This is a genomic window from Pseudomonas sp. 58 R 12 (assembly GCF_900005865.1).
Classification (GTDB): domain Bacteria; phylum Pseudomonadota; class Gammaproteobacteria; order Pseudomonadales; family Pseudomonadaceae; genus Aquipseudomonas; species Aquipseudomonas tritici.
In genome coordinates, this window is the sequence record NZ_CVTP01000024.1 from 286233 (window position 1) to 300351 (window position 14119).

Genomic DNA, 14119 nt, shown 5'->3' on the forward strand with positions numbered 1-14119 from the left:
CAATCCGTCGGAGCAACACTCGGTTCATTGGCTGGCCCACAAACAATAATAGAGGTGCATATGGCAGGTTTCGATAAGCGCGTGGCGTCCTACGAGGAAGCACTGGCAGGCCTGGAAGACGGCATGACCGTCCTCTCCGGCGGTTTTGGCCTGTGTGGCATTCCGGAAAACCTCATCGCCGAGATCAAGCGCAAAGGCACCCGCGACCTGACCGTGGTTTCGAATAACTGCGGCGTCGACGGTTTTGGCCTGGGCATGCTGCTGGAAGAAAAGCAGATCAGCAAAGTGATCGCGTCCTACGTCGGTGAAAACGCCCTGTTCGAGAAGCAATTGCTCAGCGGCGAAATCGAAGTGGTGCTGACCCCCCAAGGCACCCTGGCCGAAAAAATGCGCGCCGGCGGCGCCGGCATCCCAGCCTTCTTTACCGCAACCGGCGTCGGCACCCCGGTTGCCGAAGGCAAGGAAACCCGCGAGTTCAACGGTCGCCCGTACCTGATGGAAGAATCCATCACCGGCGACTTCGCCATCGTCAAAGGCTGGAAAGCCGACCATTTCGGCAACGTCATCTACCGCCACACCGCCCAGAACTTCAACCCCCTGGCCGCCACTGCGGGCAAGATCACCGTGGTCGAAGTCGAGGAAATCGTCGAACCGGGCGAGCTGGACCCGGCGCAGATCCACACCCCTGGCATCTACGTCGACCGGATCATCTGCGGCACGTTCGAGAAGCGCATCGAACAGCGCACCGTGCGCAAATAATCCGCCTCCAGCCCGAACAATAAGGACTCATAAAATGGCTCTTACCCGCGAACAAATGGCTCAACGCGTCGCCCGCGAAATGCAGGACGGTTTCTACGTCAACCTTGGCATCGGCATCCCGACCCTGGTGGCCAACTACATCCCCGAAGGCATGGAAGTGATGCTGCAATCGGAAAACGGCCTGCTCGGCATGGGCCCGTTTCCGACCGAAGACACCATTGATGCCGACATGATCAACGCCGGCAAGCAAACCGTCACCGCACGCATCGGTGCGTCGATCTTCTCCTCCGCCGAGTCCTTCGCGATGATTCGCGGCGGCCACGTCGACCTCACTGTGCTCGGCGCGTTTGAAGTGGACGTACAGGGCAACATCGCCTCGTGGATGATCCCCGGCAAGCTGGTCAAAGGCATGGGCGGCGCCATGGACCTGGTGGCCGGTGCAGAAAACATCATCGTGATCATGACCCACGCGTCCAAGGACGGTGAATCCAAGCTGCTCAGCCAGTGCAGCCTGCCGCTGACCGGTGCGAACTGCATCAAGCGTGTGCTGACTGACCTGGCGTACCTGGAAATCGAAAATGGCGCTTTTGTCCTCAAGGAACGCGCACCTGGCGTCAGCGTTGAAGAGATTGTGAGCAAGACCGCCGGTAAACTGATCATCCCGGACCACGTTCCAGAAATGCACTTCCAGTGAGGACAGATCCCATGCAAGACGTCGTGATTGTTGCTGCCACCCGCACCGCCGTGGGCAGCTTCCAGGGTTCGCTGGCGAATATCCCGGCACCCGAACTGGGCGCCGCCGTGATCCGTCGCTTATTGGAACAGACCGGCCTGGACCCGGCCGAAGTGGATGAAGTGATCCTCGGCCAGGTGCTCACCGCTGGCAGCGGCCAGAACCCGGCGCGCCAGGCCTCGATCCTCGCCGGCCTGCCCCATGCGGTGCCAAGCCTGACCTTGAACAAGGTTTGCGGCTCCGGCCTCAAGGCCTTGCACCTGGGCGCACAGGCCATCCGCTGCGGGGACGCTGACGTGATCATTGCCGGCGGCATGGAAAACATGAGCCTGGCCCCGTACGTATTGCCCGCCGCGCGCACCGGCTTGCGCATGGGTCATGCCAAGATGATCGACACAATGATCACCGACGGCCTGTGGGATGCGTTCAACGACTACCACATGGGCATCACCGCCGAGAACCTGGTCGACAAATACGGCATCAGCCGTGAAGCCCAGGATGCGTTCGCCGCCGCCTCCCAGCAAAAAGCGAGTGCTGCGATCGAAGCCGGACGCTTTGTGGATGAGATTACGCCGATCCTGATTCCCCAGCGCAAAGGCGACCCGGTGGCCTTCGCCGTGGATGAACAGCCGCGCGCCGGCACCACCGCCGAGTCCCTGGCCAAGCTCAAACCTGCATTCAAGAAAGATGGCAGCGTCACCGCCGGCAACGCGTCCAGCCTGAATGATGGCGCCGCTGCGGTGCTGCTGATGAGTGCCGACAAGGCCAAGGCCCTTGGCCTTCCAGTCTTGGCGCGCATCGCCAGCTATGCCAACGCCGGCGTCGACCCTGCCATCATGGGCATCGGCCCGGTCTCGGCCACCCGCCGCTGCCTGGACAAAGCCGGTTGGAGCCTGGGCGACCTGGACCTGATCGAAGCCAACGAAGCCTTCGCCGCGCAATCCCTGGCGGTAGGCAAAGAGCTGGAATGGGACGCCAACAAGGTCAACGTCAATGGCGGCGCCATCGCCATCGGCCATCCGATTGGTGCCTCAGGTTGCCGTGTTCTGGTGACCCTGCTGCATGAAATGATCAAACGCGACGCCAAAAAAGGCCTGGCGACGCTGTGCATCGGCGGCGGCCAGGGCGTGGCCCTCGCTCTCGAACGCAGCTGATTGTAGTGAGCGGGCTTGTCCCGCGCTGGGCTGCGAAGCGGCCCCAAAACCTGACGCCGCGCTTTACTTGAAAAACGCGGCGGCCCTATTGGGGCTGCTTCGCACCCCAGCGCGGGACAAGCCCGCTCACTACAGGTCAGTCAGAACGCGGCACCGCAAACACCGCACTCGCCCGCGCCACCACCTTCTCCCCCACCTGCAGGCTCACCGTGGCAAACGCCATCTGCCGCCCGCGTTTGTGATGCTCCAAGCGCACCACAACCCACTCCCCCACCTGCACCGCCCCCAGGTAATCCATGGTCATGCTCGCGGTAATCAGCGGCAGTGGCGGCTCACTGGAAAACGCCATCGCGTAGCCCATGCCGACATCCGCCAGGGTCGCCAGCACGCCGCCGTGCACCGTGCCGCGCCCATTGGCGTGGCGATTGTCGGCACGCAGGGCGATTTCCAGGTGCACGCCCTCACCCCGGCAATACGCCGGGCCAAGCAGATCAAGCAAAGGGCTGCTGCGGGGCAGCGAAACGAAACCTTCGGGCACGGCGTGGGCGATCATGGCGCTCTCTTCCTTGAAGTGAAGAGTGAGATGTACGCCACGCCACACGCAGCGGCCATTACCATCAACCACGCAAATCCCCCACGATGCTTTGCGTTAATCCACCAGACCCGCTTTAATCGCCGTCAAATTCCCCCGCACCCCCGCAAGGAACAGCAATGCGCCATCTGGACGGCAAGCCCCATCCGCTTCGCACCGGCTTAATGATCTTGATCACCGGCCTGGCCCTGGTCGGCTGCTCGCCCAAGGACCACAACCGCGCCACGGTGATCAACGGCGAAAAAGGCCGCGCCGGCGCACAATTGGCCTACGAGCACGAGCTGAGCCTGGCCCTGCCCGGCGCCCTGCTCGCGCCGCGCATGCAGGCGACACGCGAGGCCTGCGAAACAGCGCGCTTTGGCGCGTGCAATATCCTGGGCATCACCGAAGACGGCAACGGTGGCCAGATCATCCTGCGTATCTCGCCGACGGGCGTGGAGCCGATGGTCGCGATGGCCGCTGAAGGCGGCAAACTCGGCCAACGCATCACCACCGCCGAGGACCTGGCCGATGCGGTCGCCGACGTACGCCGCCGCCAGGACCGCCTGCTGGCCCAGCAACAACGCCTGGATGAATTGGCCAAACGCAAGGACATCACGGTCAGTGACCTGATCGCCCTGAGCAAGGAACAGGCGGGTATAGAGAACGAATTGCAGGAGCTCGCCCAAGTCGCTGCCGGCCAGCAACGCCGTCTCGACACCAACCGCGTGACCCTGAACTTCCGTTCCTCTGACGGCGCGAACCAGCCGTCACGGTTCAGTCGGATGTTCAGCAACCTGGGGGACAATATGGTCGAGGGCACTGCCGACGCCCTGGAACGCTCAAGCTATGTGCTGCCGTTCGTGATCCTGGCGTTCCCAGTGGTGTGGTTGTGGGTGTGGCTGTGGCGCCGCTTTGTCAAACGCCGCACCTGATCAGCGCTTCATGCAACGCTGATACCGCTCATCCACCCGCTTGGCAAACCACGCCGTCGTCAGGTTGCGGGTGATCTTGGGACTCTTGAGCACGATGCCCGGCAGGATCGCCCGTGGCATCGGCTTGCCAGCGGCTTTGTCCGCCAGTGCAAACACGCGTTTGTAGAGGGTGGTCTCTTCAAAATCCAGTTGCTCACCCTGCTCCAGCTGGCTGCGGATGCTCGGGTTGCGCATATCCAGCTTCGCCCCCAAGGAACGCACTGCCAGCTCGGTGGTGCCGGGCAGCAATGAACCGTACCGAATCAAATCCCCATCCAGCGCCAACTCGGTGCCCGAGGCACGGCTGACGGCGGCCTGGAACGCGGCGTTGCGGCTGGCGTACCAACCGGCATTGAAGTCGGCGAAGCGGTACAGAGGCTGGTCATAGTTCACCGGGTAACCCAGCAAATGCGCGATACCGAAGTACATGCCGCCACGGCGGGTGAAGACTTCGCGGCGAATGGTGCCGTCCACCGTGTAGGGATAACCCCGCGCCTGTTTCTGTGCAAAGTCGATGCTGACCTGCATCGGGCCTGCGGTATGCACCGGGTTGAAACCACCGAATAACGTGTTGCCCAGGGGCACCATGCTGATGAAGTCATCAAAGATGCCGCTCAGGTCCCTCTCCGTGCGTGCGGCGTTCAGGCGATCGGCGTAAGTCCTGCCTGTGGGCGAGCGCAATTGCAGTGCGCTGCGTACGACAAAGGCTGGCACATGGACCTTACCGGCACGCCGCAGGATTTCATCCTGGGCGATCTTGCCCATGTTTGGCACGGGCGGGTCGACTTGGTAAGTGGATTCCTGTTCGGTCACCGCCAGCACGGCGCAGATATTTTCCGTACTGGGGTAGATTTTCTGGGTGTCGAAGGCGGTGTAGATGTCCTGGGCCCAACCGTTGCGGTCCGAGACGTTAGCCGGCAGCAGGCGCACGATCTGCGCCTTCACCTCGGCCTCGCTGCGCTCCGGCTGTTGCGGGTTGCGTGTTGTAGAGCAACCGGCCAGCACCAGCAAAGTGGCAAGGCACAGGATCAGGCGGCTTGAATACATGGGGTTTCCTTGGATGACGGCGGGCCGGGCGTTGCAGATATCGACCGGTAAGTCTAACCAGGGTTCGCCAGCCTGGCGTGCTCGCCAGTCAATCACAAACGTGACAGGATCTGTCATCGACCATTCGTACACGGAGTTTGAATGCCATGCTCAGCCTGAACTTCCTCATCACCTGCCTGATCGTCGTGCTGATTCCCGGTACCGGCGTGATTTTTACCGTGTCCACAGGCCTCACCGCCGGCAAGCGCGCCAGTGTGTTCGCCGCGCTGGGCTGTACCGCCGGGATCATTCCACACTTACTGGCGTCGATTCTTGGTCTGTCCGCCCTATTGCACACCAGTGCATTAGCGTTCGATATGCTGAAGTACGCAGGCGTCGCCTACCTGTTGTACGTGGCATACGCCACCTGGCGGGATCGCTCGGCATTTGCGGTCAGCGAAACCCCTGCGCTTTCAAGTGCACGGACCCTGATGTTGCGCGGCCTGTTGATGAACATTCTCAACCCGAAGCTGACCATTTTCTTCCTGGCCTTCCTGCCCCAGTTCGTCACGCCAGGCAGCACGGCCCCTGCCCTGCAAATGCTGGTGCTGAGCGCTGTATTCATGGCAATGACGTTTGCGGTGTTCGTGATGTATGGCTTGCTGGCCAATGTGTTTCGCCGCGCAGTGATCGAGTCGCCACGGGTGCAGAACTGGCTGCGCCGCAGTTTTGCGGCGGCCTTTGCGGGGTTGGGCTTGAACTTGGCGTTTGCGCAACGCTGATAAACACTGCAATCAAATAATGTGGGAACGGGCAAGCCCGCTCCTACATTTAGACTTGCGGTGTTTTCTAGATCCCGGCCAGTGCCAGGTCCATCGCGAAGTAGGTGAAGATCAAGTCCGCGCCCGCGCGCTTGATTGAGCCCAAGGTCTCACGCACCACACGGTCCTCATCAATCGCACCGGCCTGGGCGCCGAACTTGATCATCGCGTACTCGCCACTGACCTGATACGCCGCCACCGGCAAACGCGAGGCTTCGCGGATATCACGGATGATGTCGAGGTAGGCACCGGCCGGCTTGACCATCAGCGCATCGGCACCTTCCTGTTCGTCCAGCAGCGATTCGCGCACGGCTTCGCGGCGGTTCATTGGGTTCATCTGGTAGCTTTTGCGGTCACCCTTGAGCGCGCTGCCGCCGGCTTCGCGGAACGGGCCGTAGAGGGCCGAGGCGAATTTGGTGGAGTAAGCCATGATCGGGATGTGGGTGAAACCGGCGTCGTCCAAGGCGTGGCGGATGGCCTGGACCTGACCGTCCATCGCTGCCGAAGGGGCGATTACATCAGCGCCCGCACGGGCAGCGGCCACGGCTTGCTTGCCGAGGTTCACCAGCGTCGCGTCATTGTCGACATGCGCACCGTGCATCACGCCGCAGTGGCCATGGTCGGTGTATTCACAGAAGCACGTGTCGGACATCACGATCATTTCCGGCACCGCGTCCTTGATGATCGAGGACATGCGCGAAACCAGGCCGCGTTCTTTCCACGTGTCGCTGCCGTTGGCGTCCAAGTGGTGGGACACGCCAAAGGTCATCACCGACTTGATGCCAGCACGCGCATAGCGCTCGATTTCACCGGCGAGTTTTTTCTCGGGGATGCGTAGCACGCCCGGCATGCTGGTGATGGGCACGAAGTCGTCGATTTCTTCTTCGACGAAAATCGGCAGCACCAAGTCGTTGAGGGTGAACTCGCTTTCCTGGAACAAGCCACGCAGCTCCGGGGAGCGGCGCAGGCGGCGTGGACGGGCTTGGGGGAACTGGCTGGTCATGGCAATCCTGGATAAAGGTCTACACTTTGGGGCGAAGCTTATGCCCCCCGGCCCCGGCAACACAAACCCGGAGGGCCCAATAGTGTATTGCGAGGGCCGTAACAATTTATTGATCTAGAGCTGTAGGCGCCCTTCGATACACACCGCGACAGCACCACCTACCCAGATTTCCTCGCCCTGGCGTTCAATGCGAATACGCCCCGCACGCCCCAACGCAGTGCCCTGGCTGACCACATAGCGCTCGGGCGCCAGGCCTTCGGCCAGCAGCCATTGCGCGACACCGGCATTCAGACTGCCGGTGGCCGGATCTTCCTGGGCGCCGTCGCCTGCGACAAAGGCACGCACTTCAAATTGCGCGTCGACGTCGTCGCGAGCAGGGTCGCAGGGGGCAATCACGCCCACGGCCAACCCCAGCAGTTGCGAATAGTCCGGCTGCAACGCCAGGACCTGCTCACGGCTGGGCAACATGACCGCGAGCCAACCGGCGCCGTTATCGACCCACTGGCTGCGCACAATGGCGCCCTGTGCCAGGCCCAACCCCAGGCGCACACGCTCCAACAACGGCGCGTCCACGGCACCTGAGCGCAACAACGGCGGCGCGATAAAGGCCAACTCATCACCTTGGTGACGGATACGCACCAGGCCGATTTCGCACTCCTGGACAATCTCCGCGCCTCGTGGCACGCCGCCAGCCTGTAACCAGGCATGGCAACTGCCCAACGTCGGGTGCCCGGCAAAAGGCAGCTCCTTCAAGGTGGTGAAAATTCGCACCCGGTAGTCAGCCTGGGGATCGCGGGGTGTCAGCAAAAATGTGGTTTCACTGAGGTTGGTCCACCGAGCGAAGTCGGCCATCTGTTGGTCGGTCAGGCTGTCAGCGCCCAATACCACCGCGAGCGGGTTGCCTTTGAGCGGTACGCTGCTGAACACATCCAGTTGTTTGAAATCGAAAGTCGGCATGCTTCAGCTCGGTATGTTGAGACCACGGATCACCGCCGGCCGGGCCACAAAGCCATCCAGCGCGCGCAGTACATTGGGGAAGTCGGCGATGCCAACAAGGTCGCCGGACTCATAAAACCCGATGAGGTTGCGCACCCAGGGGAACGTGGCGATGTCGGCGATGCTGTACTCGTCGCCCATGATCCAGGTACGGCCCAGCAGGCGTTTTTCCAGCACATCCAGCAGGCGTCTGGACTCGGCGGCGTAACGGTCACGAGGGCGTTTGTCTTCGTAAGCCTTGCCGGCGAATTTATTGAAGAAACCCAGTTGGCCAAACATTGGGCCGATACCGCCCACCTGGAACATCAGCCATTGAATAGTTTCATAACGTGTCGCCGGATCTTCGGAGAGCAACTGGCTGGTTTTTTCCGCCAGGTAGATCAGGATCGCACCCGACTCAAACAGCGCCAGAGGCTGACCGGCCGGGCCGTTGGGGTCGATGATCGCGGGGATCTTGTTGTTGGGATTCAGGGACAGGAACTCGGGGGACAACTGGTCCTGGGTCTCGAAACTGACCTTGTGCGCCTCGTAGGGCAGCCCCAATTCCTCGAGCATGATCGAGACTTTTACCCCGTTGGGCGTAGGCAGCGAGTACAGTTGCAAGCGCTCTGGATGCTGAGCGGGCCATTTGCGGTTGATCGGAAAGGCGGCGAGCGGGTTCATCGGGTTCTTCCCCTTGCAGAAAGCCCCCATGATAGACACCTACCCGGTGTCCTGCATGGGTCATCAATGCGCAACATCTGCTGGCTATTATCCCGCATGGGCGAACCAATACGCCCGCGTGCACTCTTAAGTGCGCGCTTACGGTGAATGGAGGCACCTGGCTATATCGACAAGGAATCCCCCACAAGGCGCCCACGGCGTCATTGGGGCCAGGCTTGTCCGCCTTAACGTGACGCACGAAGACTCGAACTATAATGACGATCAAGCCTCTGCGCCTTATGCAACAACTCAAACGCTACTCCTTCACCGTATTACCGATGCTGCTGGTCAGCGGCGCTCTGGTCGCGGCCCTCGATGCCCGCGAAAGCCGCGCCCAACCGGTGGATGGCGTGCAAACCCTGGTGTTCCTGCGCCACGCCGAAAAACCCGCCGGCGGCCTGGGCCAACTCAATTGCCAGGGCCTGAACCGGGCAATGAACCTGGCCACCCTGTTGCCGGAAAAATTCGGCAATGCCGACTTTGTGTTTGCCGCCAACCCGACGCGCAACGTCGAGGAAGGCGAGCAGGACAACTCCTACAGCTACATCCGCCCGCTGATGACCATCAGCCCCAGTGCAATCAAGCTCGGCCTGCCGGTCAATATCAACTTCTCGGCGAATGACACCAGTGACCTGGCCGATGAGTTGGTAGAAGACAAGTATCACAACGCCACGATCTACACGGCCTGGTCCCACGGCTACCTGCCGGAGTTGATCAACAAGGTGGCGAGTGAAGCTTCCGGCGAAAAACACACCATCACCGACGACTGGTCCGGCAGTGACTACGACACCTTGTATGTACTGACGCTGACCTGGCACAACGGCAAGGCCTCGCTGCTCAGTCGCAACTACAAGCAGGGCTTGAACCACGGTGAAGAATCCTGCCCGCCGTCGACGCAGGTGAGTGCCGATAACAGCTGACAGCGTATGATGCGCCGCTACTGACTCACCTGCGGATCATCACCATGCCTCATCTTTCCCCTACCCAGCCCGCCCGGGGTTGGTCCTTCTGGTACAAGCCTGCGCTGTTCCTGCTGGTGGCCTGCGTCGGCCTCTACTACGTTAAATGGTCGCCCTACTACCTCAAGGCGTTTGTCGCGGCGGATAACCACAGCATCGGCGCCTCGATTCTCAACGATCAACAAAGCTCGCCACTGGCGGCCGCGCTGGCCTATGCCCAGGTTTACTTCCTGGCAATCTGGAAAGCCGCCGTGCTGGCGGTGATCCTCGGCTCATTGCTGCAAGTGCTGATCCCCCGCGATTGGCTGCTGCGTCTGTTCGGTCGCGCCGGGCTGGGTTCGACCTTGCGCGGCGGGCTGTTCGCCTTGCCGGGGATGATGTGCAGTTGCTGCGCGGCCCCGGTGGCCGCGGGCATGCGACGCCAGCAGGTGTCGGTAGGTGCGGCGCTGGCCTTCTGGATCGCCAACCCGGTGCTGAACCCAGCGACCCTGGTGTTCATGGGCTTTGTGTTGGGTTGGGGCTTTACCGCGTTGCGGCTGGTGGCGGGTATCGTGCTGGTGGTGGGCGTGTCGCTGGTAGCGCAACGCATTGCGCGCCCGGAGCAGGTGCCGGACGTGGCACTGGGCGCCGTGGCCGAGGCCAGCGTGGTTGAATCGCAACCCTTCTTCAGCCGATGGTTGCGCACGCTGTGGCAATTGTTCTGGAGCACAATCCCGGTGTATATCCTGGCGGTGCTGGTGCTCGGCGCAGCGCGGGTGTGGTTGTTCCCCCATGTGGACGGCGCCATGGCCAACAGCCTGGTATGGCTGGTGCCCCTGGCGATTGTCGGCACGCTGTTCGTAATTCCTACAGCAGCAGAGATCCCCATCGTACAAACAATGATGGCCCTGGGCATGGGCACCGGCCCGGCCGTGGCGCTGCTGATGACCCTGCCGAGCGTGAGCCTGCCGTCACTGCTGATGCTGCGCAAGGATTTCGACGCGCGGGTGCTGGTGACGGTGGCCGGGCTGACCATGCTGGTGGGCGTGGTGTGTGGGCTGATCGGGGCGCTTATCTTGTGATCAGGGCGCGCTCGCGCAAATACGCCACGACGGCGTCCTGATCCCCGGCGAACTCGATGCGTGCGCCTTTGCTTTCCCGCTGGAAGGCGTACATCGGGTCGTAATATTCGCGCAATAAGCCTTCGATCCAACCGCGATGCAGGTCCACCGAACCACTGCGCGCCTGTTCCGCCAGGGCGTGCTGCAAAAGTACCTGCAACCGTTGGAACCGCTCGCCCCCCAGGCGCTTGTGGATATTGGCGAGGCTCTGGGTCAGGCGTTCGGCAAACAACGCCTGGCCCCGCTCGCCAAACACTGCGATGAATTCGGCGCACAGGTCGACCACGTAATCGCGCAGGATCCGTTCGACCCGTCCTTCGACGCTGTCTTGCAGCCACACCATCGGGAATGTCTGCATGCCCTTGTGCAACGGCAAGGGCAACGCACAACTGCCGATCATGCGGCTCTCGTCCTCGACCACAAACTGCTCGATACCTGCCGCACGTTTTTTCAACACGTCCACGGCCAGGCGGTTTTCGAAATCGATGTTGGACGGTTGCGCCGTGGCCCGTTTGCCGAAGCTTGAGCCGCGGTGGTTGGCGTGGCCTTCCAGGTCCAGGGCGTTGCGCAACTGGCCCAGGACTTCGGTCTTGCCGGTGCCGGTCATGCCGCCCAGCAGCACGAAATCACACTGCGCGGTGGCCTGTTCGACCGTCTCCAAAAGAAAGCTACGCATGGCCTTGTAGCCGCCGCCGACGCGCGGATACTCGATACCGGCTTCGGTTTTCAGCCATTGCTGCACGATCTGCGAGCGCAGCCCGCCACGAAAGCAGTACAGGTACCCATCGGGATTGGCCTGGGCGAACCGTGCCCATTGTTCGATGCGTTCGGCCTTGATCGCCCCGGACACCAATGCGTGGCCCAGCACAATTGCCGCCTGCTGACCCTGCTGCTTGTAGCAGGTGCCGACCTGCTGGCGCTCGTCGTCGGTCATCAACGGCAGGTTGATCACGCCAGGGAATGCCCCCTTGGCGAATTCGACCGGCGCGCGGGTGTCCATCATCGGCCGGTCACTCAGAAAGATGTCGCGGTAGTCGGTGATATCCATTGCCATCAGAACACCTCTACCGCGTGGGTCTGTCGCTCAACCAATTCGCCGATCGGCTCAAGGTTCAAGCCCAGTTCGGCAGCTACCGTGTGAAATTCGGCATCGCCTTGCGGGGTCACAGCGATCAACAGCCCCCCACTGGTCTGTGGGTCGCACAGCACTCGCTTGTGCAATTCCTGCAGGCGCCCGAGCTTGCTTGAATAGCTGTCAAAGTTGCGCAAGGTGCCACCGGGCATGCAGCCCTGGTCGAGGTAGTCCTCGATCCCCGGCAGGCGTGGGACTTTGTTGTATTCGATACGGGCAGTCACGCCACTGCCGTCAGCCATTTCCACCAAATGACCTAAAAGACCGAAACCGGTGACATCGGTCATGGCGGTGACACCCGCCAATTTACCGAAACGGCTACCCGGCTTATTGAGGGTGCACATCCAGTCGCGGGCCAGGCCGATGTCCGCCTCGCGCAGCTTGCCCTTTTTTTCGGCGGTGGTGAGGATGCCGATGCCCAGGGGCTTGGTCAGGTACAACCGGCAACCCGCGGTGGCGGTGTCATTGCGCTTCATATGGCGCTTTTGCACGATGCCGGTCACGGCCAGCCCGAAGATCGGTTCCGGGGCATCGATGGAGTGGCCGCCGGCCAGGGGAATGCCGGCTTCGTCGCACACGGAACGGCCACCCCGGATCACTTCCCGGGCAACTTCCGGCGCCAGGACATTGACCGGCCAGCCGAGGATCGCGATGGCCATCAATGGGTCGCCGCCCATGGCATAGATGTCGCTGATCGCATTGGTGGCGGCGATGCGGCCGAAGTCGAAAGGATCATCGACAATCGGCATGAAAAAATCAGTGGTGGAGACCACGCCGCGCTCGTCGTCGATGGCGTACACCGCTGCGTCGTCCCGGGAGGCGTTGCCCACCCACAGGTTGGGGTCGAGGTTCTGTGCGCCGCTGCCGGCGAGGATCACTTCCAGGACCTGCGGCGAAATCTTGCAGCCACACCCTGCGCCGTGGCTGTACTGGGTAAGGCGAATCGGCTCGTTCATGGTGGACCTCACGCTATCAAGTGCGCGGATTCTAACAGACAGCAAAAAGCCGGCTGGGCTCTTGTGAGCACAGCCGGCCTTTACGTGTCAGCCGTTATTGCCGCGCGGCGAGCAGGCGCTTGTGGCGGTTGCGTCGGGCGATGTTCAAGCACTCGATTGCCGCCGAGAACGCCATGGCCGCGTACACGTAGCCTTTAGGCACATGGGCACCGAAGCCTTCGGCGATCAACGTCATACCGATCATGATCAGGAAGCCCAGGGCCAACATCACCACGGTCGGGTTGTCATTGATGAACTTGGCCAACGGCTCGGCCGCCACCAGCATCACGATCACCGAGGTCACCACGGCAATGATCATGATCGGCAAGTGCTCGGTCATGCCCACGGCGGTGATGATGCTGTCGATGGAGAACACCAGGTCAAGCAACAGGATCTGCCCGATGGCCGCGGCGAAACCGATGGCTACCGTATTGCCGACGCTGGCCTTCTCTTCTGGCTCGGGGTCCATGCTGTGGTGGATCTCGGTGGTCGCCTTCCACACCAGGAACAGGCCACCGGCGATCAGGATCATGTCCTTCCACGAGAAACCCTGGCCGAGTACTTCGAATACCGGCGTGGTCAGTTGCACGATAAACGCGATGGTGCTCAACAAGCCCAGGCGCAATATCAACGCCATGCTGATACCAATGCGCCGTGCCTTGGCCCGATGCTTCTCCGGCAGCTTGTTGGTGAGGATCGAGATAAAGATCAGGTTATCGATGCCGAGCACGATTTCCATGACGATCAAGGTGGCCAGGGCAACCCAGGCGGTGGGGCTGGCAGCCAGCTGTAACAGGTAATCCATAGGTCAGTCCTGACGTTGTGCGGGAAATTAAGTGCGGGAAGTTAGGCTTCTTTACTGTTCGATTCTGATTCTTTCTCTTGCTGATCATCCTTCTTCTGCGGGGTGATCAGGCCGTTTGTCGCTTCACTCAATGCCTGTTCGGCGGCTTTGTGGGTGTCATCGATCGCTTGCTTGGCCGACTCGGTAGCCTTGCCCAACACTTGCTGTGCGCTTTTTTCGACCTGATCACACCCACTGATCACTACCAATGAAAGCGCAAGCAACGATGCCGCGCCCAGAGAATTGAGTTTCATGATGTATTCCTCGTTAGAACCATTGGGTCCAAATAGTGGCCCCGCGATAGCGAGGCATTCTATGCAGGAGAACAGTTCAGGAAAATTCGTATTTTT

General features: G+C 61.4%; 16 protein-coding genes. 7 read left to right on the forward strand and 9 right to left on the reverse strand.

All coding sequences use genetic code 11. From position 1 onward, the window contains the following. The first annotated feature begins 60 nt into the window (after positions 1-60). From BFP95_RS22095 to BFP95_RS22105, 3 genes are read left to right on the forward strand one after another with little or no spacing between them, the layout of a single operon-like run. Positions 61-759, forward strand: a complete 699-nt coding sequence (locus BFP95_RS22095) for a CoA transferase subunit A (protein ID WP_065910690.1) — start codon at positions 61-63, stop codon at positions 757-759. A gap of 34 nt (positions 760-793) precedes the next feature. After that, a complete protein-coding gene (locus BFP95_RS22100; protein ID WP_065910691.1) occupies positions 794-1453 on the forward strand; it encodes a CoA transferase subunit B in 660 nt (219 codons plus the stop codon). 11 nt (positions 1454-1464) lie between these two features. Continuing rightward, positions 1465-2646, forward strand: coding sequence for an acetyl-CoA C-acetyltransferase (locus BFP95_RS22105; RefSeq protein ID WP_065910692.1), 1182 nt, complete (start codon positions 1465-1467; stop codon positions 2644-2646). A gap of 136 nt (positions 2647-2782) precedes the next feature. Here BFP95_RS22105 and BFP95_RS22110 read toward each other — a convergent pair whose 3' ends face one another. Continuing rightward, positions 2783-3199: a PaaI family thioesterase gene (locus BFP95_RS22110; protein WP_065910693.1), complete on the reverse strand. Its 417-nt coding sequence runs from the start codon at positions 3197-3199 to the stop codon at positions 2783-2785. A 158-nt stretch (positions 3200-3357) separates the two neighbouring features. Here BFP95_RS22110 and BFP95_RS22115 point away from each other — a divergent pair, with 158 nt between their 5' ends. Next, entirely contained in the window at positions 3358-4152 is a 795-nt protein-coding gene (locus BFP95_RS22115) for a DUF4349 domain-containing protein (protein ID WP_065879984.1), read from the forward strand. Here the strand turns inward: BFP95_RS22115 and BFP95_RS22120 are convergent, their stop codons facing one another. Further along, positions 4153-5238, reverse strand: a complete 1086-nt coding sequence (locus BFP95_RS22120) for a DUF1615 domain-containing protein (protein WP_065872329.1) — start codon at positions 5236-5238, stop codon at positions 4153-4155. It lies immediately after the preceding gene. Between the two features lie 146 nt (positions 5239-5384). Between BFP95_RS22120 and BFP95_RS22125 the strand changes: the two genes are divergently transcribed. Then, entirely contained in the window at positions 5385-5999 is a 615-nt protein-coding gene (locus BFP95_RS22125) for a LysE family translocator (RefSeq protein ID WP_065879985.1), read from the forward strand. Positions 6000-6066: 67 nt separating this feature from the next. Here BFP95_RS22125 and hemB read toward each other — a convergent pair whose 3' ends face one another. The 3 genes from hemB to BFP95_RS22140 all read right to left on the reverse strand — a co-directional run bounded on the left by hemB (position 6067) and on the right by BFP95_RS22140 (position 8700). Further along, on the reverse strand, positions 6067-7041 hold the full coding sequence (hemB, locus tag BFP95_RS22130) for a porphobilinogen synthase (protein WP_065872331.1): 975 nt from the start codon (positions 7039-7041) through the stop codon (positions 6067-6069). A 114-nt stretch (positions 7042-7155) separates the two neighbouring features. Continuing rightward, on the reverse strand, positions 7156-7998 hold the full coding sequence (locus BFP95_RS22135) for a PhzF family phenazine biosynthesis protein (protein WP_065872332.1): 843 nt from the start codon (positions 7996-7998) through the stop codon (positions 7156-7158). A 3-nt stretch (positions 7999-8001) separates the two neighbouring features. Continuing rightward, positions 8002-8700, reverse strand: a complete 699-nt coding sequence (locus BFP95_RS22140; protein WP_065879986.1) for a glutathione S-transferase N-terminal domain-containing protein — start codon at positions 8698-8700, stop codon at positions 8002-8004. A 254-nt stretch (positions 8701-8954) separates the two neighbouring features. Here BFP95_RS22140 and BFP95_RS22145 point away from each other — a divergent pair, with 254 nt between their 5' ends. Both BFP95_RS22145 and BFP95_RS22150 read left to right on the forward strand, forming a co-directional pair. Further along, positions 8955-9659: a histidine phosphatase family protein gene (locus BFP95_RS22145; protein ID WP_065872334.1), complete on the forward strand. Its 705-nt coding sequence runs from the start codon at positions 8955-8957 to the stop codon at positions 9657-9659. Positions 9660-9703: 44 nt separating this feature from the next. Next, positions 9704-10759: a permease gene (locus BFP95_RS22150; protein WP_065910694.1), complete on the forward strand. Its 1056-nt coding sequence runs from the start codon at positions 9704-9706 to the stop codon at positions 10757-10759. Here BFP95_RS22150 and mnmH read toward each other — a convergent pair. From mnmH to BFP95_RS22170, 4 genes are all read right to left on the reverse strand, one after another. Then, a complete protein-coding gene (gene mnmH, locus BFP95_RS22155; RefSeq protein ID WP_065872336.1) occupies positions 10749-11852 on the reverse strand; it encodes a tRNA 2-selenouridine(34) synthase MnmH in 1104 nt (367 codons plus the stop codon). The two genes, BFP95_RS22150 and mnmH, sit on opposite strands and share 11 nt — an antisense overlap. Continuing rightward, entirely contained in the window at positions 11852-12886 is a 1035-nt protein-coding gene (gene selD / locus BFP95_RS22160) for a selenide, water dikinase SelD (protein ID WP_065872337.1), read from the reverse strand. Before selD ends, mnmH begins: the two co-directional genes overlap by 1 nt. A gap of 94 nt (positions 12887-12980) precedes the next feature. Further along, positions 12981-13730 carry a TerC family protein gene (locus BFP95_RS22165; protein WP_065872338.1) on the reverse strand — a complete coding sequence of 250 codons (750 nt, stop codon included), beginning with the start codon at positions 13728-13730 and terminating at the stop codon, positions 12981-12983. A 41-nt stretch (positions 13731-13771) separates the two neighbouring features. Next, positions 13772-14023: a hypothetical protein gene (locus BFP95_RS22170; protein WP_049709023.1), complete on the reverse strand. Its 252-nt coding sequence runs from the start codon at positions 14021-14023 to the stop codon at positions 13772-13774. Positions 14024-14119 lie beyond the last annotated feature (96 nt).